Raw genomic sequence first — 26034 nt, forward strand, 5'->3', positions numbered from 1 at the left:
TTGTCCGGCTTCGCGTAGAAGATGAGACCCATGACGGCGGTCGAGAACGCGTTCAGATGGGCTCGCATCCACGCTGGCCGGCACATGGCCGCGTGCGAGCAGACGGGCCTGCGGTGGAGCGAGACGACAATCACCGAGATCGTAACGGCCCACACCTCCCGGGCAGTTAACGTCGTTCCGTTTACCCAGCGAGCCGAAGCTCTCAGCGGTGCCGACTGGGTCTGGTGGTGGGTGGACAACACGGGCGCCTACGGAATGCTCGTCCAGGCGAAGCGCGTGACCGTGACGAGGAGCAAGTGGAACTTCGACTTCGGCTACGAAGCGAGGAGCGCGACGCGCTCGCAACGCGAGGTGCTTCGTTCCGCTGCGGCGGCGCTGGATCTCCTGCCTGTCTATGCGCTTTACCTCGGGACAGGCGACTACCGGAGGTGGGAGCGCTGCCCCGACTTTCACTTGAGCGGGCGCTGCACCCAGTGCGTTAAGCGCACTGTTTCCCTGATGCCGGCCCTGCTTGCAGACGAACTGCTTGTGAGTGACGCGGCGTCGACCTACGAGCGATCCGTGGCATTGGAGGACGTGTGGAGACGCCCGACAAGCGCACCGCTGATACCGGCGCTCGAGAAGCAGCTCTCACCGGAACTCTCGGACTTCCTCCGGAATCGACAGGACGGAACACGAGCAATCGCTCGTTCGATGATCGACCGGGTGTTGAGAACTCGCTCCGGGCAATTCAGCGCAGTATCGGCGACCGTCGAAAGCGACCGTTATGGCGACCATGACCAGCTTGGCCCAGTCTTCGGCGACGTCCCCGACGACACCGGGCATTGGGGTCTTAGGTACTTCGAGCACACGCTCAACCCTCTGCGGCATACGCCGCCCGGCTACGTCCTCGAGATCACCGCGGGCAACTTCAATGAGGACCGCTTGGCATCGGACATGCCCAGCAACGTCGCAGGCATCGTCGTGGTGCGAGTGCCGCAACACGAGTGAGCAGCAGCGGGTAGCCAGCCGAAAAGCCAGTCGCTTACGCAGCCACCACTAGATCTTCCTGCTCCAGCTTTTCGGCTCGCTCTCGCAACAGACCGTCCAGCACCGCCACGGGGGAGTTCGCCGACATCTCCAGTCGCCGATCGAGGGCCTCGTTCCACACGCGAGTCAGGTCGTCCATCAACTTGTCGACCATCGTCTGCGTGACGTGCGTATAGCGGGATTGGACCGATGAGTCCTCGTGGCCGATCCGCGCGTTGATCAGCTTTTGCGGCGTCCCCAACTCCTCCAACAGAGTCCGGTGCGAATGCCGATTCCCTTGTGGCGTCATGCCATTCGCGATCGGCATCCAACACGCGTCGGCACGACCGTGAGCATTGCGCCCGCGTACGGGAACGCCAGGAAAGACGTCGGCACTCACCGGTACCGGATGTTTCGGCGAGGCCTTCCCACGTTGTGGGTACCAACCCGACACCGCCGGCGTGTGCAACCACGCGTAGAAGCCTGAACGCCGCCAGTGGCCTGCTTCGGCACCTACGACGGGGCTGGCGTAACCCAGCTCATCGGCTGCCCGCAGAACTCGGCGACGCGTCACCTCGGACACATTCGACCGGCCCCGCAGCACCAGGGACACCGTGCTCACCGTGACCTCTGCACGCTCGGCAATCATCCTCTGCGTCACTCCGCTGGCACTGCGGCGACTGCGTCGCTTAGCCTGACCACCGAACACATAACTGAGTTGATGACAGGTGCAAGGCAGTCTCGGTGTGCGCGTGGTGAATCCGACCAGCATGCGCCACAGGAACTCTGGCAAGTCGATGTCTCGCCGCGATCCGTTCTTGGGCTCGCACTTGATCAGCTTCCCGGCGACCTCGGCCAGCTGCCATTCGACACGAATCCGATGATCGGTGACGTACTTGGCTTCCAGGCCGATCAGCTCCCCGATCCGCATCCCCGTATAGAACTTCAGGACCATAGCCACGAACTCGTCGTCCCGGCCCGACAACAACGCCATCCGCTCAGCGATCAGCAGTGCTCCCATCGCGTTCGTGATCACCTTCTCCGGTGCGCGATTCGACCTTCTTCCGGTGCGGCGCCCACGGTTTCGCTTCCGGCGCGCCACATTGACCGTCACCTTCCCGGCTTCGACCGCATCCTCCAGGATCACGTGCAGAACGGCCCGATAGGCGGTGATGCTGTCGGCCGCATACCCGGCTGCCCTCAACGCCTTCTCCCACTCAGCGACGGACTTCCGTGTGATCTCCTTCAGCGGCATCGGCCCGAAGGTCGGCAGCAGGTGAACCTGGATGTGGCTTTCGTAGTTGTAGATCGTGGTGTCGGCCAGGTCCTGGTCGTCCAACCACTCCTCCACGTAGTCTTCGAACTTCTGATCGCCTGGGTCAGCTGTCGCCGGCAGAGCCAGGCCGAGAGGGTCGGCGGCGCAACGGGTGCCTGCGGCACGGGCGCCGACCTGACCGTGCCCAGAAGCCGATACTCGATCTCAGCCTCCTTGCAGGCGGCCTGAGCCAACTTCTTGGTCGCGAATCGGACCGGCTTGCCGTTCCCGTCGTAGATGGTCTGATACTTGCCGGGCGCAATCTTGAACCGGGCTTCGTGGTAGTGCCCTCGGTTGATAGCAGGCATTCCGGTGGACTCCTGGCGTCGCGCGCCAAAACGGCACGAAAGGGGGACCGACACCGGCCCGCGGAACCCTGTCGGGCCCGACTAAGCCGGATTCGCGCCGTACAAGTCCTCCGACGCCAACTGCGGTGAGACCACACCAACAGTTCTGATAGCGAGGTCAGGATATCCACGTGATCGACTGCCGCGCAACACCCCGAGTTGACTCATCAAAAATGCGCGCGTGGCTGGGGTCGTTGCCTCAGATGGGGATGCGCGCGTGCGGCGCGCCTTCCGGGCCGGTCGGGGCCGGGTCCGGTAGGCCCTGGGCGATGGAGCTGACCTTGGGTCAACGCAAGGCTGTGACGAAGGCGATAGCGACCCGGTATCTGCGGGCGGACAAGGCCGGTATGGGGCGCATCCTGGACGAGTTGTGCGCGACGACGGGCTGGCATCGCAATCACGCGCGAAAAGCGTTGGCGCAGGCGATGAAACCGAAAGTGGTGAAGCCACGGGTACCGCGGCCGCTGAAGTACGGCCCGGATGTTGTTGCGGGACTGGTGTTCTGCTGGGCGGTGCTGGGGATGCCAGCCGGAAGCGGCTGGCGCCGGTGCGGGGTGACCTGGTGGCGACCCTGCGGCGGTTCGGAGAACTCGACATCGAGGACGGGGCAGCGGATTTGCTGTCGGGGATGTCGGCGGCGACGATCGACCGCCGGTTGGCTCCGGAGCGTAAACGCCGGGAGCTGAAGGGCCGCAGTCATACCAAGCCGGGGTCGTTGTTGAAGTCGCAGATCCCGATCCGCACGTGGGCGGACTGGGACGACGCGGTACCCGGGTTCGTGGAGATCGACCTGGTCGGCCACGACGGCGGGAATGTACTGGGAGAGCACGCGTTCACGCTGACGGTGACCGATATCGCCACCGGCTGGACGGAGAACCGCAGCGTGCGGAACAAGGCCCAGAAATGGGTCCTGTCCGCGTTGGAGGAGATCGCGGCGGTGATGCCGTTCCCGATCCTCGGTGTGGATTCCGACAACGGCAGCGAGTTCATCAACCACAACCTCCTAGATTGGTGCGACCTGCGCCAGTTGACCTTCACCCGGTCGCGGCCCGGACGCAGCAACGACGGCTCCTATGTGGAGCAGAAGAACTGGGCGGTGGTGCGCACCATCGTCGGCTACCACCGCTACGACACCGAGCCGGAACTGTTGCTGCTCAACAAGATCTGGCACCAGCAGTCACTACTGACCAACTACTTCTACCCCCAGCAGAAACTGCGATCCAAGACCCGCACCGGCGCGAAGGTCAGCAAGAAATACGACACCGCGACCACCCGCACCGCCGCGCCGACACCTCGGCCACGGTCACCACCGCCACGAAGCACGCATGAACACCACCTGCACCGACACCAACCCCGCCGCCGTGCAACGCCGCATCCAGGCCCTCACCAGCGAGCTGCTGGCCCTGGTCGCGGCCAAGCCCGCCCACACCCACCACCGCACCCTCGCCCAGAACACCGCCGCGCGCGCATTCTCAGCCGCGGCAACGAACCGCCACACGCGCGCATCTTGACTCGAGGCAACAGGCACCCCTCACGGCAGCACAGACACCCACCGCCTCCCCCTCGCGACACGCGGCGCGACACGCCGTTAAATGGCATCAAATTTCGCGATCCCTCCGAGCACCGCCGCCGGTCGGTAGCCAGTCCGCCCCAACTGCTTGAGACACCGACAAGATCTCGGCAAGAATCCGCCGACCGAATCCCGCCCAATCCGGCCGAAACCCACCGAATCCGCTTGCAGTACACAGATACTCGAACACCCTGAGCACTACCGATTGCCCGGTGAGCAGGTGGATCCACGCAGGTAAAACGAGTGTCTACGCTGATGAGCGGACCTCATCGCCAACGTCGAAGGACACCAGCAGGATCAACCGGAATTCGATTGCCGCACAACAACACTGACCATTACGAGTGAAGCGCTCTACCGACTGAGCTAAGGCGGCGTGCCTTTCGGCCCCGCGAGTCTATCGAATCGGGGGCGGATCGCGAAAACCGGTGGTCAGAGCTAGGTGGATGACCGGCTCACCTTCACGACGCTGGGCGGGGGCGGCACCCAGCTGGACGCAAACGCTCCCCCAGCCCTCTGATCGGGATTCTCGGGCGGGTCCGTCGCGGTGCCGACTGGCGCAGGCCGAAAGCCCGTCCAGGCGGCGCTGCACGCGGCCCTGGTTCGCTGGTGCCCGGGCCTAGGGTGTCAGGAAGTGAAGGCGCCACAGCTGTGGCTCCCATGGGTCACTCACGTTGTCGCAGTAATACTGCACAGCCTGGTGGTGCTCGATCTTGTATTCGCCGGCGGCGTCGCACCGCTCGTAGGTGCTGAAGTCGGCTGTGTACCAGGTGCCTGCTTGGGCCGGGGCGGCCGCCAGCAGGCCGCCCACACCGAACGCGACGGTCGTCGCGGACGCGACGGCGATGGCTTTGAGGTTCATGCCTGTTGCTCCTGAATCTGGGGCGCACCCCGGGTGGATGCGGACTACAAGAGGATCGGGTGTCCTTCTAGGCTTCGTCTATACGTATACTTAAGGTCGAGCTTTCGGGCCTGGTCATGGCCACTGCCGTTTCCCGATGTGCAGGGCAACGGATACTCGAATACCTAGAACAGCCCGGCCACACCGCAATCGGCAGATCCCGCAGGAATCTCCTCACCGCTGAGGGAAGGCCGCGGCAAGATCAACACGAATTCGGTTGCCGCGCACCGACACCGGGCCATTGGAAGTGAAGAGCCCTGGGGTCAAGGAGTTCGGGCGGCTATCAAACCCGCGACCATGGCAGCTACGGCGAAGCGGGGTTTGACGTTCTGGTCCAGGGCGGTGCGGCAGCCGAGGACGGCTTCTATGGAGCGGAGCAGACCCTCGGGGCGGACCTCGGTGGCCAGGTCGCGGATCTGGTCGGGGAGGTCGGGGTGAGTGAGGGTGACGCCGGAGGTGGCGGTGGGTTCGGCCGCGCCGAAACGGACCGCGAGGGCGTCACGGTAGAAACCGGCGACGTCGATCAGGGCGCGGTCGAGGGAGTCGCGGCTGGTGCGGGTGGCTCGGGATTTCTGGCGGCGTTCCAGGTCTTTCAGGGCACCGGCCGAGCCGCGAGTGGCGGAGGCGGTGCCTTTTCCGGTGCCACCCGCGCCCATGGCGGTGGCGAGTTCTTCCTTTTCGCGTTCATCCCGGCCCGCGCTCATTTGTTTGGCCTCTTCTTCGGCCGACTTCACCAGTTCGTCGGCGGCCGCGTAGGCGGCGCCGGGGCGCGCGGTGGCAGCGACCAGGGCCAGCGCGCGTTGGCGGCGGGCCTGCGCGTCGGGGTCGGTGGCCAGGCGGCGGGCCCGGCCGACGTGACCGCCGCTGATCGACGCGGCCCAGAAGGCTTTGTCGGGGTCCAGGCCGTCGCGCTCCCGCAGGACCTGGGCCACGGCCTCGGTGGAAGGCGTGACGAGATGCACGTGGCGACAACGGGATCGCAGCGTGACAGAGATGTCCTCCGGATCGTCGGAGGGGGCGCACAGCAGGAAGACCGTGCGCGCGGGCGGCTCCTCGACCACCTTCAGCAAGACATTGCCCGCGGCCTCGGTCAACCGGTCGGCATCCTCGACCAGCACCACCTGCCAGCGGCCGGTGCTGGGACGACGCGACGCCACCTGCACGATCTCGCGCATCTCCTTGGTACCGATGCTGAGCCCCTCGGGCACGACGCGGCGCACATCGCCGTGCGTGCCCGCCATGGTGGTGGTGCAGGCGTGGCAGTGGCCGCAACCGGGGACGCCCGGATCGGTGCATTGCAGAGCCGCGGCGAAGCACAGCGCGGCAACCGAACGGCCCGAGCCGGGCGGCCCGGTGAACAGCCACGAATGCGTCATGGCCGACGACACGACACCGCTGCGCGCGGCCACCGCGGCAGCGGACAGCTCGGATTCGACCGCGTCCTGGCCGACCAGCCGATCGAAGACACCCACCACGCCGTACACCCTAGCCGCCACCACCGACACACTCGGCGCACCGGCACGGCATGCATTCGTAGCGCGCGGAACGACCTCAGGACGCGCGCTGATGCGTGGTATTCGCCCCGTCCAGCGCCTCGCGGATGATGTCGGCATGCCCGCTGTGCTGCGCGATCTCCCGAAGAATGTGCAGAAGCGTGAAACGTACTGTCTGCCAGACCCGTTCGGGCGCCCACGGCGCGGTCGGAACGGGGATCGAGGTGTCGAGACTGTCCACGTTGCGGATCAGGTCGGCGGTGTTCTCCGCGACCGCGTCCCACTCCTTCAACAGGCCCTCGACAGTCTCCTCCGCGGCCAGTTTGTACTCCGAATCGAATTGGGACACATCGATTTCCGCGTTCTCATCGCGTTCCACGATCACCGTCGTCCAGTGCTGTTCGACGTGCACGAGATGGTGCAGCAGCCCGCCCAGTGTCAGCTCGCTGACCGTGGTGCGCTGCCGGGCCTGATCGGTTTCTATGTCCCGCAACGTGATTCGGAAGAGTTCGCGCTGATTCGCCAGCATCTCGATCAGGGTTTCACGTTCCTGGTCGGCTCTTTGGGTCGATGGTGCGGTCATCGGATGTCCTTCCGCCGGCGTGCCCGAATGGCTGCCCAGGCTACGGCAGAATATGCGCGCGATTCGGACATGGGCCGATTTCCGCTAGTGAACAGCGGGTGTCAGGCCTTCGTCGAATTGCTCTTCTTCGCCGCGGTCTTGGTCGCCGTCTTCTTGGCGGTGGACTTCTCGGCCGTCTTCTTCGCCGTCGTGGTCTTCTTCGCCGCGGTGGCCTTCTTCGCGGGGGCCTTCTTGGTGGTCTTCTTGGCCGTCTTCTTCACCGGACCTCTGGCCCGGCGGTCGGCGAGCAGCTCGGAGGCGCGCGCGTCGGTGATCGACTCGACCTCGTCGCCCTTGCGCAGGCTGGCGTTGGTCTCGCCGTCGGTGACGTAGGGCCCGAAGCGGCCGTCCTTGATGACCATCGGCTTGCCGCTGGCGGAGTCGGCGCCGAGTTCGCGCAGCGGCGCCGCGCTGGCGGCCTGCCGACCGCGCCGCTTGGGCTCGGCGTAGATCTTCAGCGCCTCCTCCAGCGTCACCGAGAAGATCTGGTCCTCACTGGTCAGCGACCGAGAATCGGTGCCCTTCTTCAGATATGGACCGTAGCGGCCGTTCTGCGCGGTGATCTCCTCACCGGATTCGGGGTCCTTGCCCACTACGCGAGGCAAGGACAACAGCAGCAACGCGTCGTCGAGGGTGATGGTGGCCAGGTCCATCGACTTGAACAGCGACCCCGTGCGCGGCTTGGGTCCGGCCGCCTTCTTCGATCCCTTCTTGGCGGTCGAATCCTCTTCCGGCTCAGGCAGAATCTCGGTCACGTACGGACCGAACCGGCCCTCCTTGGCCACGATCCGATGCCCGCTCTCGGGATCGACGCCGAGGGTGCGGCCCTCCTGCGGGGTCGAGAACAGCTTCTCGGCGACCTCCGGCGTCAGCTCGTCCGGCGGCAGATCGTCGGGCAGGTTGGCGCGCTGCGAGACCGGATCACCGTCCGGGTCATCGGGATTGGTGACCATGCGCTCCAGATACGGTCCGAATCGACCGACCCGGACGACGACATCGCGGCCTTCGTCATCGGTGAACAGCTTGATCGAGTTGACCTCGCGCGCATCGATGTCGTCGAGCTGCTCGCCGACCATCTTCTTCAGTCCGCCCGAGCGCGCGACCGACCCCTCGACACCGTTCTCGCCGCCGAAGTAGAAGCTGGACAACCAATTTCCGCGTTGCTCACGCCCACCGGCGATGGCGTCGAGATCGTCCTCCATCGCGGCGGTGAAGTCGAAGTCGACCAGTCGGCCGAAGTACGCCTCGAGCAGACCGACCACCGCGAAGGCCACCCACGACGGCACCAGGGCGTTGCCGCGCTTGTACACGTAGCCGCGGTCGAGGATGGTCTTGATGATCGACGCATACGTCGACGGACGACCGATGCCCAGTTCTTCCAGAGACTTGATCAGCGACGCCTCGTTGTAGCGGGGCGGCGGATTCGTCGTGTGGCCGTCCGGGTTCAGCTCGGTGGCCGAGACCGCCTGGCCCTCGTTCAACACCGGCAGCCGGGACTCGGCGTCGTCGGACTGACCGCCCGAATCCTCGTCCACGCTCTCGACGTAGGCCTTGAGGAAACCGGCGAAGGTGATGGTGCGGCCCGAGGCGGAGAACACGCACTCCTCGCCCGTCCCGGCGTGGCCGGTGATCCGCACGGTCAGCGTGGTGCCCCGGGCGTCGGCCATCTGCGAGGCGACGGTGCGCTGCCAGATCAGCTCGTAGAGCCGGAATTCGTCGGTGTCGAGCCGCGAGGACAGCTGGCCGGGCGTGGCGAAGGTGTCGCCGGCGGGGCGGATCGCCTCGTGTGCCTCCTGCGCGTTCTTGACCTTGCGGGTGTACTGGCGCGGCGTCGGGTGTACGAACTGCGTGCCGTACAACTGCGTGGCCTGCGCTCGGGCGGCCGCGATCGCCGACTCCGACAGCGTCGTGGAGTCGGTACGCATATAGGTGATGTAGCCGTTCTCGTACAGCCGCTGCGCCACCCGCATCGTGCGCTCGGAGCCGAAGCGCAGTTTGCGCGCGGCCTCCTGCTGCAGCGTGGAGGTCATGAACGGGGGGTACGGACGTCGCGTGTACGGCTTCGACTCGACCGAGCTGACCTGGAAGTCGGCGCCTGCCAGCGCCTCGGCCAGCCGCCGGGCGTAGCTCTCGTCGAGGACGGTGACACCGCTGGTCTTGAGCTGTCCGTCGGCGCCGAAATCCCGGCCGCCGGCGACCCGCGATCCGTCGACCGTGACCAGCCGGGCGCCGAACGTGCGCGGGTTGGCGGCATCGCCTTCCCCGGTGCCCGCATCGAATTTGGCGGCGATGTCCCAGTATTCGGCCGACCGGAAGGCCATGCGCTCGCGCTCGCGCTGCACGATGATCCGCGTCGCCACCGACTGCACGCGGCCCGCCGACAATCGCGGCATGACCTTCTTCCACAGCACCGGGCTGACCTCGTAGCCGTACAACCGGTCCAGGATGCGGCGGGTCTCCTGCGCGTCGACCAGATCGTTGTCCAGCTCGCGAGTGTCGGCGGCGGCGGCGCGGATGGCGGGCTCGGTGATCTCGTGGAAGACCATGCGCCGGACCGGCACCTTGGGCTTCAGCGTCTCCAGCAGATGCCAGGCGATGGCCTCGCCCTCGCGGTCGGGGTCGGTGGCCAGATACAGCTCGTCGGCGTCGGCGAGCAGGCTCTTGAGCTCGGAGACCTTGGCCTTCTTGTCCGGGCTGACCACGTAGATGGGCTCGAAGTCGTTGTCGACGTCGACGCCCAGGCGGGCCCAGGACTGTCCTTTGTACTTGGCGGGCACGTCCGCCGCACCGCGCGGCAGGTCCCGGATGTGGCCGACAGAAGCCTCCACGGTGTATCCGCGGCCGAGGTAAGGGGCGATTTTCCGGGCCTTCGTCGGCGACTCGACGATGACGAGACGACGCAGGGGCCGGCCCTGGTCGGGCGCTGCTGCCTGGGGCTTCGGCGATGCACCGCGGTCTCGTGTTGCCACCGGCGAACACACCTTTCCTGTCGACCCGCGCGGCGCAGGTGGCGCAGCGCGCGGCTGGGGCATGCGGCGGAGACAGATGTCCCCCCGCCAGTCACGTTTATACCGTGTCGTAGCGCCACACTTCTGCTGCGGCGTGTCGAATAGCCCCGGTTTGCGGTCGAGTGTACTGGCCCCGGATAAGGCTCGTCCCCCACCGCGCCAGGCGGTGAGGGACGAGCGATCTGACCTTTTGGGTTGACCCGCTCAGCTGAGCGCGCGAACTCCGGTGGCCTGCGGGCCCTTGGTGCCCTGGCCGACCTCGAATTCGACCTTCTGGTTCTCCTCGAGGGTGCGGAAGCCCGTCCCCTGGATCTCGGAGTAGTGGACGAAGACGTCAGCGGAGCCGTCCTCGGGCGCGATGAAGCCGAACCCCTTCTCCGCGTTGAACCACTTCACAGTTCCCTGTGCCATTCTGTTCCTTCTCTTTCCATACCGGAACGGCGGACAAGTTTGGTTCGTCCACCGGGTCCGTTCCGACCGCTGTACTCTGTTCCCCCTGCAGGAAGCATCAAGCACACCGTTCGCAACATTGATCCTGCTGATGGTTTGGACCTTTGATCCGTTCCCTCGAACACAGAAGCTTGCGACCAGGAACCAGTGAACCATGTCTCCGAGCAATTCGACAGTCGAGTTACCGACAATTTGCAAAAAAGATGATCTTGCGAATGCGCAGGTGAGGGTGGCAATGCCCAAATCCAGACTTGGAGTAGGTTTGCTTCGGGATAACCGAGCGGGCGTCAGGCAAACAGGCTGTGACGCAGATCGCTACTCGGTAGCGAATAGGCAGGTAGGGCTTCTGCAACACACACGATTCACACATTCCTTGCGCGTCGGGATCTCGACACGATGAATCCGACCGACCCGTCTGCTCCGATCTCTCTCGGCAAACAATCGAGCTATGGGCGATCGTTGCTGAATCGTGTCCTTTTAGGACTTCCGGACGGCGACAACCGTCTTACTCATGTGACCGAGTTACCCGCGCGGGCAGCGCAGGGCACCGACTGGCCGTCCTGGATACCGTCCGAGGTGATCGACGCGTTACACCGGACCGGCGTGGAAATCCCCTGGTCACACCAGACTCGAACGGCCGAATCGGCGAAAGCCGGACAGCACGTGGTGGTGTCCACGGGCACCGCGTCGGGTAAGTCGCTCGGATATCAACTGCCGGTGCTCACCGCGCTACTCGACGACCCGCGGGCGACCGCTCTGTATTTATCTCCCACGAAAGCGCTCGGCGCCGACCAGCTGCGCGCGACCGCCGCCCTTACCCATGAAGGGCCACTGCGCGATATTCATCCCGCCACGTACGACGGTGATACCCCGGCGGAGGTCCGGCAGTGGGTGCGCGCCAACGCTCGCTGGGTGTTCACCAATCCCGACATGCTGCACCTGGGCATCCTGCGGTCGCATCAGCGGTGGGCGCGGGTGCTGCGGCGGCTGCGCTATGTGGTGATCGACGAATGCCATGCCTATCGCGGGGTGTTCGGCTCGCACGTGGCGCTGGTGCTGCGGCGGCTGCGGCGCATTGCCGCGCATTACGGCGCGGATCCGGTGTTCGTGCTGTGCTCGGCCACCACGGCCGATCCGGCCGTGTCCGCATCGCGGCTGATCGGAGCGCCGTGCGTCGCGGTCACCGAGGACGGATCGCCGCAGGGAGCGCGCACCGTGGCGCTGTGGGAACCCGCGCTCCTGCCCGCCGTGAGCGGCGAGAACGGGGCGCCCGTGCGGCGGGCGGCCACCGCGGAGGCGGCGCGCATCATGACCGACCTGGTCGCCGAGGGCGCGCGCACGCTGACCTTCGTGCGGTCCCGGCGGGCGGCGGAGGTGGTGGCCATGGAAACCCGGCGCATGCTGGACGAATTCGATTCCGAGCTGGCCTCGCGGGTGACCGCCTATCGCGCCGGCTACCTCGCCGAGGATCGGCGCGACCTGGAGGCCGGACTGGCCGACGGCTCGCTGCTGGGCGCCGCGACGACCAATGCCTTGGAACTGGGCATCGACATCGCGGGCCTGGACGCCGTGGTGATCGCGGGTTTTCCCGGGACCGTCGCTTCCTTCTGGCAGCAAGCGGGCCGGGCGGGGCGGCGATCGCAGGGATCGCTGGTCGTGCTCGTGGCGCGGGACGATCCACTGGACATGTATCTCGTGCATCATCCGGACGCTTTGCTCGGGCGGCCGGTCGAGGCGACGATCACCGACCCGACCAACCCCTGTGTATTGGAACCGCATCTGCTGTGCGCGGCATTGGAACTGCCGATGACCGACGCCGAGGTGGACGAGTTCGGCGGGCAGACGCTGGTCGATGAACTCGCCGAGCAGGGCCTGATCCGGCGTCGCACCGCCGCCAAGGGGCCCGCGCGCTGGTACGCCACGGCCGTGGAACAGCCGCACGACGCCGTCGACGTACGCGGCGGCATCGGTGCGCCGGTGGCGATCGTCGACGAGGAGAGCGGGCGGCTGCTCGGCACCGCCGACGCCGGGCGGGCGCCGGCCACGCTGCATCCCGGTGCCGTGCATCTGCATCAGGGCGAGACCTATGTCGTCGACGAACTCGACCTCGACGGCGGGGTCGCGTTCGTGCACGCCGATCAGCCCGGATGGACGACGAGTGCGCGGGCGGTCACCTCCGTCACCGTGGAGGAGACGACTACCGAGCACGCGCACGGCTCGGTGACGGCCGCGCTGGCTCGCGTGCGGGTGAGCCGTCAGGTCGTGGGGTATCTGCGCACACTGCCGACCGGCGAGGTGCTGGATCTGGTGGAGCTGGAGCTGCCCGAACAGACCCTGCCGACGGTGGCCGTGCTGTACACGGTCACGCCTGAGCTGCTGGCCAGGGCGAGGATCGACCCGAAGCGAGTGCCCGGCGCGCTGCACGCGGCCGAGCACGCCGCGATCGGAATGTTGCCGCTGGTCGCCAGCTGCGATCGCTGGGACATCGGCGGGGTGTCCACCGCCGAGCATCCCGATACCGGTCTGCCGACCGTGTTCGTCTACGACGGTCATCCGGGCGGCGCCGGGTTCGCGGAACGGGGATTCACTCGGCTGCGCACCTGGTTGGCGGCCACTCTCGCGGCCATCGAGTCGTGCGAATGCCCAGGTGGCTGCCCGTCCTGCGTGCAGTCCCCCAAGTGCGGCAACGGAAACCAGCCGCTGGACAAGGCCGGTGCGGCGGCGCTGCTGGCCGCGGTGCTCGCGGAGCTGCCGGAGGATTTGTCCGATTACGGCGATGAGCCCGGAATGTGACTGCCGATTCATCGCAGTGAGACCACTCCGCGACACCGCGCGCGGCAGTGAGCAGGGCGTGACGGGCCAAGGGCGGCCCGCGGCCCCACGAATAAAGAGGAATGGCCTCATATTAACTGAGTCATTGCCCTGGGCATTAACTCGGCGGTGACCATTCGGCCGAATAGCGCTCTGCGGACAAATTGAAAAGCATCGATACCAGAATTCCCCAGGGTGTAATTCGACAATCCGGAACACGGTTTGCGACCATGTGTGGCTCGAGTCACCCATTCTTCCGGCACCAACCGTACGGTCTGAGATCGGTCGACGGACCATGATCAAGACACCGGACCGGCGCGCGCGGTCGCTCTAACTGTTCTCGCGTCCAAAGGCCCGATAGGTATGGCGATCGTCACGGTGACAGTCACATCCCATTCGACAGTTGTGCAGGATTCCACCCGCCCCCGCATACGCCGCGCGAGTTCACCGGCCCGCGCACAACCGACATCCGCACCCGAGCCCAATGCGCCCGCCGCGGCCAGAGCACTCAGGTCCGCCGCAGCCTGCGCCCGATGCCGCGCCACGACCACCGTGCCGACGTGAGTGATCAGGACAGTCACCGCGAACAGCGCCGCAAGCACAAGGCAGGCGGTAATCGTGGCGATCCCCTCGTCGGCCCGCCATCGCGCGCCCGAGCGGCGACCGACGCCGACATTCGTGCGCGAGCTACCGGCACGGTGCAGGCGGGAGACGCGGTCGCTTGTGTTCGGCGGCCGGGTCATTGGGGCTCGCTCGGCTCGCGGACTGCTACCGCCTCGGCGTGCAGGTGGAGTGGGAGTAGTGGGGTGCCGGATGTGACGACGGCGATTACGTAGTCGCCGTCGGTTCGGATGGTGATGGAGGCGTTCGGTGGTGCGATTCGGCGGGCCGCGGGTAGGGCGTCGGAGTCGGCGCCGCGGGCGGTCAGGCGGGCGGCCTCGCGGGCGGCGTCGACACAGCGGATCTGGGTCGGCGCCGCCAGCAGGCCGCCTACGCACAGTGACACCGCGACCACGAGGGCGGCGAGTGCGATCGCCGCCTCGACCGTTACCGCGCCGGTGTCCCCGTAGGTGCGGTTGGGCTCGGAAGTCGTTGCGTCAGGCGGTTTTTCGGTTGGATCTGTCACACCTCCGTGTTCAATGCGCGGTCGATGATCCGGGTGAGGGCGTTCACGATCGAATCGCCGGTCACCACCGTGTACAACACCGCGCCGAAGGCTGCCGCGGCGATAGTGCCTATCGCGTACTCCGCCGTGGACATGCCTTCGTCGGCCATTGCCGCCTGGATCAGGCGCGAGCGCAGTTCCAGTACCGCTGTTCGAGCTGTCGAGCGCATCGTTGTCCCCTTTCCCCTGTGCCGGTGCGGCCGGTCCGCACCGGAGTCCTCGCGTGTTCACAGCAGCCCGCCTTCCAGCACCCGTCCGGCCAGGCCGATGACGACCGGCACGATGCCCAGGCAGATGAAGGCGGGCAGGAAGCACAGGCCGAGTGGGCCGCTGATCAGCACGCCCGCCCGTTCGGCCCGGGCGGCGGTCGCGTCCTCGACGGTGCCGCGGAACTGTTCGGCCAGTTCGGAAACCGCGCCTGCCAGCGCGGCGCCGGAGCGCGCCGAGCGGCGGACCAGCCGTGCCAGGGCGCGCATCTCGTCGGATTCGGCTTCGTCGGCGGCGCATTCCCAGGCCGCGATCGGATCCGCACCGAGCGCCGTCAGATCAGCGGCCCGACGCAGAGCCACACCGACCGGCGCGGGCGCGCCCGCCGCGACCGCCCTGGCAGCCGTACCCACCGGCAGTCCGGCCCGCAGACAGGCGGCGAGGAGATCGAGCACCGAGGCCATGGCGAGCGGATCCGAGCGGACCGAGACCGCCTTCGGCGAGTTACCCCCAGCGAACGGGCGAACCCGAACGGCATGCAGACGTGCCGCCGGGGTCATCCGCCCCGGAACAAGCAGCACCGCGAAAGCCAAGAGCGCCAATGGAATAGACATGCCGGTCATGGCCGCACACCTACGTCGAGCCACCACCACGCGGACGAAACGGACCTGCGGTCCGATGCGCTCGACGCGGAGGCTGTCGTGAGAGGCCCGCCGGCGCGCGACCGGGGTCGCCGATCGCGAACCAGGCGCCCGACGGTGGTCGGCGACGGAGCGGCCACTGTGGGGTGCGAGGTGGGTGGGGGTTTGGGGTGGGTGCTGTGGATCGGGGTGCGGGTCATTTCAGTACCTTTCGGGTGATGGTGTCGGTCCACAGGAGGCCTGCGCAGATCAGGGCGGTGCCGAGGGGGAGGAGCAGGGCTCCGGGGCCGGGGGTGAGGAGTACCTGTAGGGGTGCTGCGCCGATCAGTTGGCCGAGGGTGATGCCTAGGAGGGGGAGTCCGGCGAGTACGAGTGCGGTGGCGCGGGCGCCTGCGAGTGCGGCGACTGTGCGGTCGCGAAAGCGGATGCGGCTCTGTAGGTCTGCGCGCATCGCGGCGAGCAGTTCGGCCAGGGCGAGGCCGTGTCGTTCGGCTACCTGCCAGGCGTCTGCCACTCGGGACAGCTCGGCGGCTATCACCGCCTCCGGTGCGCGCAGGCCGTCGGCGGCCGCGCCGCCGAGTCTGCTGCGTGCCGCGCACACCGCGAAGGCCGCGGACGCCGAGCCGCCGACCTCGCTCGCCGCGGTGGCGGCTGCCGCACTGGGGTGTGCACCGACCCGTAGCTCACCGACCACGGTTTCCAGGGCCTCCGCCAGCGCCGAACACTCGGCCGCCCGCCGCCTGTCCTCACGGATCTGTCGCACGCGAACCGTCACCGTGCCCGCCACGATGACCGCAGCGAGCAGCGGCCCGATTCCCAGCACAGCAGTCGCGGCCACGGCCGCCAAGGCGCTCGCTCGAAAAACCAATGAGCGCGGCACTTTTCGTCCCGCTTCGGACGCACCCAACAAACGCCGCGCCCTACTCCGCCCAGTCCGCACCGGCAACACCAGCATCGCCAGAGCCAGGCAACAGATCACCGCGCTCACAACCCCACCCCCATGCCAAGCACGACCAGTTCGGTCGCCGCGCTCACAACCCCACCCCCATGCCGAGCATGACCGGTTCAGTCGCCGCCGTTCTGTCACACAACGACCACAGGCCCCTCGGCTCACTCGGTGCGTTCGGGCCGATAACTACCACTCCGCCGCACAATGACCACACAATCTCCGGCCCGTTCAGCCCGACGACACGGATCGCCGCTGTTCCGCCACACCACAACGACACGGTCATCGGACCGGCGATGACGATCTGCTCGATCGCCACCGCTCCCCTACCCCACGACCACACAACCCTCGGACGATTCATGTTCGAATGCACTCCTGGCGTCAATGAGACGGCGGGCGCATACACGTCACTCATCCCCAATAGCTCAAAGGACCTTGAGCGGCAGACGGTTTCGGATCTCGTGCGCCGAGACTCGATCACAGCGCAAGTCGGCGGGTTCATGGGGTGAGTCGGTCGGTGAGGAGGCGGTCCAGGGCGGGGGCGGCAGGAGTGGGGCAATTGTCGGCGCGCCAGGCTGGGTCGATGTGGACCTGGCCGGTGGGGTCGCGGGCTACCAGGCCGATTTCGCGTAGGACTCGTGAGCCGTCGGGGCGACGGTGCATGTGCAGGATGAGTTGGACGGCTGCGGCCAGTTGGCTGTGCAGGGCGGCTCGGCCCATACCGCCCAGGGCCGCGAGGGCTTCCAGGCGAGCGGGGACCTCTTGGGGTGAGTTCGCGTGGACCGTGCCGGCGCCGCCGTCGTGGCCGGTGTTGAGGGCGGTGAGCAGGTCCACGACCTCGGCGCCGCGCACCTCGCCTATGACGATGCGGTCGGGACGCATGCGTAGGGCCTGGCGGACCAGGTCGCGGACCGTGACCGCGCCTGCGCCTTCCACATTGGCTGTGCGGGCGACCAATCGGACGACGTGCGGATGCGGCGGGGCGAGTTCGGCGGCGTCCTCCACGCACACGATGCGCTCGGCCGCAGCAACTTTCGCGAGCAGACCGGACAGCAGGGTGGTCTTGCCCGCTCCCGTGCCGCCTACCACGAGGAAGGCCAGCCGGGCGTGAATCATGCGCTCCAGCAATTGTTTCGCCGCCACCGGCACCGAGCCGGATGCCGTCAAGGCGTCCAGGCCCTGGCTCGCGGGTCGCAATACTCGCAGCGACAGGCAGGTGCCGCCGTGTGCAATCGGCGCTAGTACAGCGTGCAACCGGACTCCGAACGAATTGCCTGGCACGCCTTCGACTCCCGGCAGTCTGCCGTCCACCCACGGCTGTGCGTCGTCGAGGCGGCGACCGGCCGAGAGGGACAGCCGCTGCGCCAGCCGGCGCACCGCGGCCTCGTCGGGAAAGGTGATCGCGGTGCGCTGCAGGCCGTGCCCGCGATCCACCCAGACCGAGTCGGGCCCGGTGACGAGCACGTCGGAGACGTCCGGATCGTGCAGCAGTGGCTCCAGCATGCCCGCGCCCGTCATCTCGGTCTGCAGCAGGCGGAGCACGCGCAGCAGATCGGTGTCGCCGAGCACCCCGCCCGCCTCGGCGCGGATCGCGGCCGCCATTCGCGCCGGATCCAGTTCCGCGGACTCGGTAGCCAGCCGTTCCCGCACTCGGTCCAGCAACTCGGCCGTCACCAGCGCGCTCACCGCAGGCCTCCGGAAATGTCAACACCGCACGCGCTAGCCGAGTTCGTCAACCGCGCAAGGGCTTTCGCGGTACCCGCTCGGCTCTCCCGAACACGGCGGCAGCCCTCACGAACAGGGCAACGACTCTCTCCAACGAGACAGTGACCCTCCCCAACGAGGCGGCAACTCCCGCGAACGCGACAGCGACCCTCCTGAACGGCGCAACGACTCTCCTTGACGGGGCAGCAACTCCCGCAAACGAGACAGCAGCTCACCGGAACGAGGCAGCGGCTCTCCCGAACGAGACAGCAACTCTCCCAAGCGGAGCAGGAACTCTCGCGAACCGAGTAGCAACTCACCCGAACGCGGCAGCAACTCGTCCGGACCGGACAACAAATCACGGAAACGGGGTGGCAGCTCACGGAAACGGGGTGGCGGCTCTCCCGAACAGGGCGGCAGCTCTCCCGAACGGGGCGGCGGCACTCCCGAACGGGGCGGCGGCACTCCCGAACGGGGCGGCGGCACTCCCGAACGGGGCAGCGGCACTCCCGAACAGGGCGGCAGCACTCCCGAACAGGGCGGCAGCACTCCTGGGTGGGCCAGTATCCTGCTCGCTCGGCCATGCGGGCAGCTTTGTGGCAGCGGGTATTTCGCGCTCCATCCACCGAACGCACGTCATCGCCCCTCATCGCCCTGCCTCCGACAGTACGTCGAGGACTGCGTCTGCGGCTGCGCGTAGTGGGCCGCGGGGCGTTGTGAGGCCGTGGCGTTCGAGGCGGGTGGACAGGCCTGGTTGGGCTCGGACTCCGGCTAGGAGGGGGAGGTCGAGGGCTGCGGCTACTTCGGCGGAGCGTAGGCCGCCCGGGGCGGGGCCTCGAACGATCAAGCCCTGGTTGGGGTTTCGGCGGCGTATGTGGGCGGCGACGGCGCGGGCCGCTGCCACCGCACGCAGACGGGCGGGGACGACCAGCACCACGAGGTCGGCGGCGTCCAGTAGTTGGTCGGCGTGCGGGCCGTGGGAACCGGATACGTCGCAGACCACGAGATCGCCGGCGGAACGGCCGGCCTCGACCACCGCACGGGCCGCACCCGGCCCGATCTCGGCCGCCACGTCGCCGGCGGGCGCCCGGCCGCACGAGAGCACCGCCAGCCCCGGACCGGCCGACGGGAGCGCGTCGTGCAGCGCCGCGGCGGCCACCCGGCCCTCCTCGACCACCAGGTCGGGCCAGCGCAATCCCGGCGCGGACTCGAGGCCGAGCAGCAGGTCCAGGCCGCCGCCGAGGGGATCGCCGTCGACCAGGATGGTGTGCGGCAGGAACCGGTCGCCGGCGGTCAGCGCGACGGCCGCGGCGAGCGTGGAGGCGCCCGCTCCCCCGCTCGCACCCACGACGGCGACCACGAGACCGTCGCCGGGGTCGCGGTGGGTGTGGTCGGCGAACGACTCGATCAACTCGTCGGCCGCGGCGGGCAGGGCGATGACCCGTTCGGCGCCGACGGCGGCGGCCGCCTGCCAGTCGAGCAAACCGGGTTCGCCCTCCGTCACCAGCAGCGTGCCCGCGCGGCGTGGATAGGCGGCCGCACCGCATTCTCCGGCGGCCGCGGTGTCGAGAATCACCATGACCGCGTCGGACCAGGCGCGCCGGCCGACCGGCATCCCGGCCGCGGTGACGCGACGGTCGGCGGCGGCCGCGACTCGGCTCACTTCCTCGCGGAGTCTTCGGTCGGCGACGAGCACGAGCACCGGGCCGGGCGGCGCGCTGTCGGAAACCTCGCTCGCGGCAATGGAATTCATGCGCTCAGCGTGGCCCCTCGGACGCGGAGCGACCAGTGCCGAAGCGGGGAATGTGGATAACTACGGGGGTGTGAGCGAAAAGTGCACGCCGAGTACCAGGCACATCGTGCTGGAAATAGAGGACGGCCCCAGCCGGGGGGAGGAGGCTGGGGCCGTCGGGGTTCAGCCCCGGGGGGTCGGGCTGAACACGCCTGGACCATGTCCAGGTGCCAGCAATACTACACCCAGGCCCCGGCGGAAACGCAAGTCCACCGGCCGAGGAACTTTCCGCGGAGACGTCCAGCGTCGTCGTGGCAAACCCCGGTGCGACCGGTCGCGGGCGGGCACCGAGAGGCCCCGAACACCGCGGCGCCCGGAAATCTCCCTATCCTGGACCGCGTGACGGCCGAGGGCGACCTGCCAGCTGCGGGAAAACTGACGAATGCGGGCCGGGTCGCGGCGTTCTTCGACCTGGACAAGACGGTGATCGCCAAGTCCAGCGCGTTCGTGTTCAGCAAGCCGTTCTTCGACCAGGGCCTGCTCAATCGGCGGACCGTGCTGGAGAGCAGCTACGCGCACTTCCTGTTCCTGCTCTCCGGCGCCGACCACGACCAGATGGAGCGCATGCGTGAGCATCTGACCAAGATGTGCGCCGGCTGGGACGTCGGCCAGGTCAAGTCGATCATCGCCGAAACCCTGCACGAGCTGGTCGATCCGCTAATCTACGCCGAGGCCGCCGACCTGATCGCCGACCACCGGATTCGCGGCCACGACGTGGTCATCGTGTCGGCCTCCGGCGAGGAGATCGTCGGTCCGATCGCCGACGCCCTAGGCGCGACGCATACCGCCGCCACCCGGATGGTCGTCGAGGACGGCCACTACACCGGCGCGGTCGACTTCTACTGCTACGGCGAGGGCAAGGTGGAGGCGATCGAGCGGCTGGCCGAGTCCGAGGGCTACGACCTGTCGCGGTGTTACGCGTACTCGGATTCGATCACCGATCTGCCGATGCTCGGCGCGGTCGGTCATCCGACGGCGGTCAACCCGGACCGAAACCTGCGGCGGGAGGCCCTATCTCGCGGCTGGCCGGTGCTCACCTTCTCGAATCCGGTGTCGCTGTGGGCCCGGCTGCCGGCGCCCTCCTCGACTACCGTCGCCGCGACCGCGGTGGTGGGTGTGAGCGCGGTGCTGGCGGGGGCGATCAGCTATCGGCTGCTGCGGCGACGCCGTTGAGATCTCGGCGTCCATCCCCCGGCCGTCATTGACACCAACTATCAATGACAACACGAAACACCGGGCGACACACCGAATAAGCGAATGTTCTCCCAGGCCTTGCTGTGACCGGGCACACAGAGTAACAATGGACGCAAGGAAGGACGGAAGGCCAAGATCGGAGCGGAAGAGAAGGTTCGATCTCCCATCCCACCCTTCCCGGCACGGACGCCAGGCACCCACGCGGAGCACGCCGCGCAAGGGCAACAGCGTTGTGGGCTTGCGAACTCCGGGCTTCGGACGGCGAGGGCCTCGCACAGGTTGCGGGGATGAACCGTCGAGGTGCGGATAATCGCCGAGGCCGCAGAACACAACCCCGAAAAGCACGCATGGTAACCGGGCGGTCCGTGCTAGCGGGCGGTGAGGTCGTCGAGAGACGACAACGCCGCCCGCTTTGATGTGCGCTGGGTCCCGGCGCCTACTGTCCCGCCGCGTCCGCGATCGAACGAGCCTCGCGCGCACCGTCTTCCAGCGCCCCGCAGCAGAGGATGGCCCACCCGCCGACGCCCTCCGCCGTCCCGCTGCCGAACCCCGCCGCCGCGTCCAGGTAGGCCTGCCGCCGCCGCAGCAGGAACACCTCCGGCACGCCGAGACTGTGCGGATCCAGTCCACTCGACACACACACCAGCCTCGAGGCGGCGCGCGCGACGATGCCGTCGGCGCTCCCGAACGGCCGCAGCGTCAGCAATTCACCGTGCGCGACGGCCGCCACGACCGGCGCCGGGGCGCTCGATGTCAGCACGGTCTGGGCCAGCAGGTCGAGGCGGTCGGCGACACCGGCGTCGGCCCGTGGCCGCCCCAACTGCTCCGGGTCCTCGACCAAATCGGCAGCCGCCAGCAGATGCAGCCGGGCCAGCGCCTGTAGCGGCGCCCGCTGCCACACACCGACCAGATTCCGCAACGCGTCCCCGTCCAGCGCCTGCCCCACCCGCAGCGCCCCGGCGAGAATCGGATCCGCCACTCGCCCGTCCACCGGCAGTTCGGTATTCCCGCCATCGATCGCCGCCGACGACCGAGCCGCCCGCACCGCCGCCTCGGCCGCCGTAGTCGGCCACCCCCGGCGATTGGTCTTGTGCATGTGCACCTCGGCCAGCGCGTCACGGGCCCGATCGGCAGCGCCCCGCACCCCAGGCAGCTCTACCAGCGGCTGAAGGACATCATTCACAAACCCACACGCTACTCGAGGCCCGCCAACCGTCCCCAGCCATCCCCATCACCTGCACGACTCCACCAATCCCCTCAACTCGCCCCGAACCCTTGACCCTCACCCACCACCACTACGCAGCAGGCCACGCCCCGGAATAGCCTCCAACAACCGCCGCGTGTACTCCGACCGCGGACTGTCGAAAACCTCCGTGGTCTCAGCCGCCTCCACCACCTTCCCCTCCTGCATCACCACCACCTCATCCGCGATCTGACGCACAACAGCCAGGTCATGAGTGATGAACAGATAGGAAAGCCCCAGCTCCGCCTGCAACTCGTTGAGCAGGTTCAAAATCTGCGCCTGCACCAGCACGTCCAGCGCCGACACCGCCTCATCGCAGACCACCACCTCCGGCGACAACGCCAGCGCCCGCGCAATGGCGACACGCTGCCGTTGCCCTCCGGACAACTCGTTGGGGTAACGCCGCATCACCGAGGCAGGCAGCGACACCTTTTCCAGTAGATCTCGCACCGTGGGCTCGCGCTCCTTCGGACTACCGATGCGGTGCGTACGCAACGGCTCCTCGATGGTGCGATAGATGGAGTACATGGGATCCAGCGACCCGTAGGGGTCCTGGAACACCGGCTGCACCCGCCGCCGAAATCCCAAGGCAGCGGCGCGATCCAACGTCGCCACCGCACGACCGTCGAACCGCACCTCCCCCGACGTCGGTTCGAGCAGTCCCAGAACCATCTGCGCGACAGTGGATTTCCCCGATCCGGATTCGCCGACGATGGCCGTGGTCGTACCGCGCCGCAATCGGAACGACACATCGTCGACCGCGGTCAGGCTCGACGACCTCCACGGCGCGCTCCCCCGGATCTTGAACACCTTGGTGAGGTGCTCCGCGACGACCACATCGTCCGGCACCGCGGCCGCCTCGGCCTCGGCCAACTGCTCGGCCGCGTGCACGGCCTGCTCCCGCACCTCGGCCCGTTTCCGCACCGACGACAGCCGCTGCGAGGCCAGCGACGGCGCCGAGTTCACCAGCTTCTTGGTGTAGAGATGCTGCGGCTCCCGCAGAATCCGCTGCGCCGGACCGGATTCCACCACCCGGCCGCGATACATCACCACCAGGTGTTCGGCGCGCTCGGCGGCCAGGCCGAGGTCGTGGGTGATCAGCAGGACCGCGGTGCCCAGCTCGCTGGTGAGCCCGTCGAGGTGGTCGAGGATCTGCCGCTGCACGGTGACGTCGAGCGCCGAGGTCGGTTCGTCGGCGATCAGCAGTTTCGGCCGGCAGGACAGCCCGATCGCGATGAGCGCGCGCTGCCGCATCCCACCGGAGAACTCGTGCGGATACTGGTTGACCCGGCGCTCGGCATCGGGCATACCGGCCTCGGCGAGCAACTCGACCGCCCGTTCACGGGCCGCCTTGCCCTTGGCGATTCCATTGGCTTCCAAGGTTTCCCGGATCTGGAAGCCGACCTTCCACACCGGATTCAGATTCGACATCGGATCCTGCGGCACGAACCCGATACCGCGGCCGCGCACCGCCACGATGTCACGCTTCGATGCCGCGGCCAGGTCCTTGCCGTCGAAAAGCACCGTCCCGGAGGTGATCTCGCCGGTACCCGGCAGCAGGTCGATGATGGCGTGCGCGGTCGTGGACTTGCCGGAACCGGATTCGCCGACGATCGCCACGGTCTGGCCTGGGTACACCGACAGGTTCACCCCGCGCACCGCCGGGATCCGGCGCCCCTCGGCGGTGAAGGAGACGCTGAGATCGCGTACGTCGAGCAGTGGGCCCATCGCCGTCACCTCTTGCGCGCCTTGGGATCCAGCGCGTCGCGCACCGCGTCGCCCAGCATGATGAAGCTGAGCACGGTGAGCGCCAACGCCGTCGCGGGATAGAACAGGATCGCCGAGGTGCGGATCTCCTTCTGGCCGGCGGCGATATCCGACCCCCAGGACACGATGGTGCGCGACAGTCCGACACCGAGATATGACAGCGTCGCCTCGGTCACGATGAACACCCCGAGCCAGATCGTGGTGATCACGATCAGCGGCCCGGCCGCGTTGGGCAGCACGTGCCGCAGCAGAATCCGGAACCGCGACACCCCCAATGCCTTTGCCGCCGTGACGTACTCGCTGTTCTTGGCTTGGATGACCGCGCCGCGGGCGATCCGCGCGGCCTGCGGCCAGGTGAACGAGGCCAGGATCAGCATCACCGTGAACACGGTGCGCGACTCCAGCAGCTGCATGATCACGATCGCGGCCAGCATCAGCGGCAGCGCGAAGAAGATCTCCGCGATCCGAGACACCACCGAATCGAACAGGCCGCCGTAATACCCTGCGAGCGAACCCAATACGCCGCCGATCAACACGAACAGCACGGTCGCGCCGACACCGGTGACCACCGATGCGCGCGCCCCGTACACGGTGCGGGCGAAGATGTCGCAGCCCTGCTTGTCGAAGCCGAACGGATGACCGCCGCCGGGCGGCTCCATGCTGAAATCCCCGCTGCAGTACCGCGGATCCTGATCGGTGAACAGGCCCGGCCACACCACCACCAGCAGCACGAGCAGGATCAGCACGGCGGCGATCACGAAGATCGGGTTGCGCCGCAACTGCCGCCAGGCGTCGCGCCACACGCTGGTCGGGGCGGTGGTCTCGTCGAGCCGGTCGGTGGCCAGCACCTCCACCTCGTCCGGCGGGGCCACGAAATGCTCCTGCCCCGGCCGGGTTTCCCGCGCGTCGGTCGGCTGGTCAGGCATAGCGGATCCTCGGGTCGAGGGCGGCGTACAGCAGGTCGACGATCAGGTTGGAGATCAAGAAGATCACGATCAGCACCGTCACGAACGCGACCACCGTCGGTGGTTCACCGCGGGTGATGGCCTGGTACAGCGTCCCGCCGACGCCGGGAATGTTGAAGATGCCCTCGGTGACGACCGCGCCGCCCATCAGCGCGCCGAGGTCGGCGCCGAGGAAGGTGATCACCGGGATCATCGAATTCCGCAGGATGTGCACCCCGATCACCCGTCGCCGGGTCAGCCCCTTGGCGGTCGCGGTGCGCACGTAGTCGGCGGTCATGTTCTCCGCCACCGAATTCCGCGTCAACCGCAGCACGTAGGCGAACGACAGCGCGCCCAGCACGAACGCCGGGACCAGCAGATCGGTGAAACTCGCCTTGCCGGTGACGGTCACCGGCGCGATCCCCCACTTCACGCCGAGCAGGAACTGGGCGAGGAAGCCGATAACGAAGATCGGCACGGCGATGATGACCAGACTGAGCACCAGCATCGTGGAGTCGAACAGCTTGCCCTTGCGCAGCCCCGCGATCAGGCCGAACACTACACCGAACACCGCCTCGATCAGCACCGCCAGGACGGCGAGGCGCAGGGTGACCGGGAACGCCCGCGCGAGTTCGTCACGCACCGGCCGACCGGAGAACGAGGTGCCGAAATCGAAGGTGACGATGCCTTTCAGGTACTCCAGATACTGGATGATGAACGGCTGATCCAGGTGGTACCGGGCCCGCAGCGTGGCCTCGACCGCCGGGGTCATCGGCCGATCGCCCGCGAGCGCCCGGACCGGGTCGCCCGGGATCAGGAAGACCATCGCGTAGATGAGCAGCGTCGCTCCGAGGAAGACCGGAATCATCTGGAGCAGCCGCCGCACGACATACCAAGCCATGTTTACTC

At 67.6% G+C, this 26034-nt stretch carries 22 protein-coding genes; 4 read left to right on the forward strand and 18 right to left on the reverse strand.

All coding sequences use genetic code 11. The features are described from left to right. Positions 1-30: 30 nt before the first annotated feature. On the forward strand, positions 31-990 hold the full coding sequence (locus ACFMRZ_RS20545; protein WP_400180379.1) for a hypothetical protein: 960 nt from the start codon (positions 31-33) through the stop codon (positions 988-990). Between the two features lie 34 nt (positions 991-1024). On the opposite strand, the gene ACFMRZ_RS20550 is transcribed toward ACFMRZ_RS20545, so the two are convergent. Beyond that, positions 1025-2359, reverse strand: coding sequence for a LacI family DNA-binding transcriptional regulator (locus ACFMRZ_RS20550; protein WP_400180380.1), 1335 nt, complete (start codon positions 2357-2359; stop codon positions 1025-1027). Between the two features lie 681 nt (positions 2360-3040). On the opposite strand from ACFMRZ_RS20550, the gene ACFMRZ_RS20555 reads away from it, so the two are divergent. Beyond that, a complete protein-coding gene (locus tag ACFMRZ_RS20555; RefSeq protein WP_400180381.1) occupies positions 3041-4435 on the forward strand; it encodes a transposase family protein in 1395 nt (464 codons plus the stop codon). Between the two features lie 421 nt (positions 4436-4856). Here the strand turns inward: ACFMRZ_RS20555 and ACFMRZ_RS20560 are convergent, their stop codons facing one another. The 5 genes from ACFMRZ_RS20560 to ACFMRZ_RS20580 all read right to left on the reverse strand — a co-directional run bounded on the left by ACFMRZ_RS20560 (position 4857) and on the right by ACFMRZ_RS20580 (position 10672). Next, positions 4857-5099: a hypothetical protein gene (locus ACFMRZ_RS20560; protein ID WP_280272714.1), complete on the reverse strand. Its 243-nt coding sequence runs from the start codon at positions 5097-5099 to the stop codon at positions 4857-4859. 302 nt (positions 5100-5401) lie between these two features. Next, entirely contained in the window at positions 5402-6610 is a 1209-nt protein-coding gene (locus ACFMRZ_RS20565) for a DNA polymerase III subunit delta' (protein WP_400182923.1), read from the reverse strand. 79 nt (positions 6611-6689) lie between these two features. After that, positions 6690-7214 (reverse strand): DUF664 domain-containing protein, encoded by a 525-nt coding sequence (locus tag ACFMRZ_RS20570; RefSeq protein ID WP_280272713.1) that lies wholly within the window; start codon positions 7212-7214, stop codon positions 6690-6692. Positions 7215-7315: 101 nt separating this feature from the next. Further along, positions 7316-10285 carry a type I DNA topoisomerase gene (topA, locus tag ACFMRZ_RS20575; RefSeq protein ID WP_400180382.1) on the reverse strand — a complete coding sequence of 990 codons (2970 nt, stop codon included), beginning with the start codon at positions 10283-10285 and terminating at the stop codon, positions 7316-7318. Positions 10286-10465: 180 nt separating this feature from the next. Beyond that, on the reverse strand, positions 10466-10672 hold the full coding sequence (locus tag ACFMRZ_RS20580; protein WP_019044597.1) for a cold-shock protein: 207 nt from the start codon (positions 10670-10672) through the stop codon (positions 10466-10468). Between the two features lie 435 nt (positions 10673-11107). On the opposite strand from ACFMRZ_RS20580, the gene ACFMRZ_RS20585 reads away from it, so the two are divergent. Continuing rightward, the gene (locus ACFMRZ_RS20585) at positions 11108-13504 is read left to right on the forward strand and encodes a DEAD/DEAH box helicase (RefSeq protein ID WP_400180383.1); all 2397 of its coding nucleotides are present in this window, start codon (positions 11108-11110) and stop codon (positions 13502-13504) included. 317 nt (positions 13505-13821) lie between these two features. On the opposite strand, the gene ACFMRZ_RS20590 is transcribed toward ACFMRZ_RS20585, so the two are convergent. The 8 genes from ACFMRZ_RS20590 to ssd form a co-directional block, all read right to left on the reverse strand. Beyond that, entirely contained in the window at positions 13822-14265 is a 444-nt protein-coding gene (locus ACFMRZ_RS20590) for an Rv3654c family TadE-like protein (protein ID WP_400180384.1), read from the reverse strand. Further along, positions 14262-14648 (reverse strand): TadE family type IV pilus minor pilin, encoded by a 387-nt coding sequence (locus ACFMRZ_RS20595; protein ID WP_400180385.1) that lies wholly within the window; start codon positions 14646-14648, stop codon positions 14262-14264. The genes ACFMRZ_RS20590 and ACFMRZ_RS20595 overlap by 4 nt, the downstream gene beginning before the upstream one ends. Further along, the gene (locus ACFMRZ_RS20600) at positions 14645-14857 is read right to left on the reverse strand and encodes a DUF4244 domain-containing protein (RefSeq protein ID WP_400180386.1); all 213 of its coding nucleotides are present in this window, start codon (positions 14855-14857) and stop codon (positions 14645-14647) included. The genes ACFMRZ_RS20595 and ACFMRZ_RS20600 overlap by 4 nt, the downstream gene beginning before the upstream one ends. A 57-nt stretch (positions 14858-14914) precedes the next feature. Next, positions 14915-15517 (reverse strand): type II secretion system F family protein, encoded by a 603-nt coding sequence (locus ACFMRZ_RS20605; RefSeq protein WP_400180387.1) that lies wholly within the window; start codon positions 15515-15517, stop codon positions 14915-14917. Between the two features lie 214 nt (positions 15518-15731). Beyond that, positions 15732-16373, reverse strand: a complete 642-nt coding sequence (locus ACFMRZ_RS20610) for a type II secretion system F family protein (RefSeq protein ID WP_400180388.1) — start codon at positions 16371-16373, stop codon at positions 15732-15734. Between the two features lie 193 nt (positions 16374-16566). Next, positions 16567-16800, reverse strand: a complete 234-nt coding sequence (locus ACFMRZ_RS20615) for a hypothetical protein (RefSeq protein WP_400180389.1) — start codon at positions 16798-16800, stop codon at positions 16567-16569. Between the two features lie 179 nt (positions 16801-16979). Continuing rightward, a complete protein-coding gene (locus ACFMRZ_RS20620; protein ID WP_400180390.1) occupies positions 16980-18167 on the reverse strand; it encodes a TadA family conjugal transfer-associated ATPase in 1188 nt (395 codons plus the stop codon). Positions 18168-18831: 664 nt separating this feature from the next. After that, on the reverse strand, positions 18832-19938 hold the full coding sequence (gene ssd / locus ACFMRZ_RS20625; RefSeq protein ID WP_400180391.1) for a septum site-determining protein Ssd: 1107 nt from the start codon (positions 19936-19938) through the stop codon (positions 18832-18834). A gap of 378 nt (positions 19939-20316) precedes the next feature. On the opposite strand from ssd, the gene ACFMRZ_RS20630 reads away from it, so the two are divergent. Then, positions 20317-21150 (forward strand): HAD-IB family hydrolase, encoded by an 834-nt coding sequence (locus ACFMRZ_RS20630; protein ID WP_280272705.1) that lies wholly within the window; start codon positions 20317-20319, stop codon positions 21148-21150. A 457-nt stretch (positions 21151-21607) separates the two neighbouring features. Here the strand turns inward: ACFMRZ_RS20630 and ACFMRZ_RS20635 are convergent, their stop codons facing one another. From ACFMRZ_RS20635 to ACFMRZ_RS20650, 4 genes are all read right to left on the reverse strand, one after another. Continuing rightward, on the reverse strand, positions 21608-22354 hold the full coding sequence (locus ACFMRZ_RS20635; protein WP_400180392.1) for an oxidoreductase: 747 nt from the start codon (positions 22352-22354) through the stop codon (positions 21608-21610). 99 nt (positions 22355-22453) lie between these two features. Then, complete coding sequence (locus ACFMRZ_RS20640) at positions 22454-24142, reverse strand: dipeptide ABC transporter ATP-binding protein (RefSeq protein WP_400180393.1); 1689 nt, start codon at positions 24140-24142, stop codon at positions 22454-22456. 5 nt (positions 24143-24147) lie between these two features. Continuing rightward, on the reverse strand, positions 24148-25107 hold the full coding sequence (locus ACFMRZ_RS20645; RefSeq protein WP_400180394.1) for an ABC transporter permease: 960 nt from the start codon (positions 25105-25107) through the stop codon (positions 24148-24150). Then, positions 25100-26026, reverse strand: coding sequence for an ABC transporter permease (locus ACFMRZ_RS20650; RefSeq protein WP_280272701.1), 927 nt, complete (start codon positions 26024-26026; stop codon positions 25100-25102). The genes ACFMRZ_RS20645 and ACFMRZ_RS20650 overlap by 8 nt, the downstream gene beginning before the upstream one ends. Positions 26027-26034: the final 8 nt, after the last annotated feature.

The organism is Nocardia sp. N2S4-5 (assembly GCF_044628355.1).
Lineage (GTDB): Bacteria > Actinomycetota > Actinomycetes > Mycobacteriales > Mycobacteriaceae > Nocardia > Nocardia wallacei_B.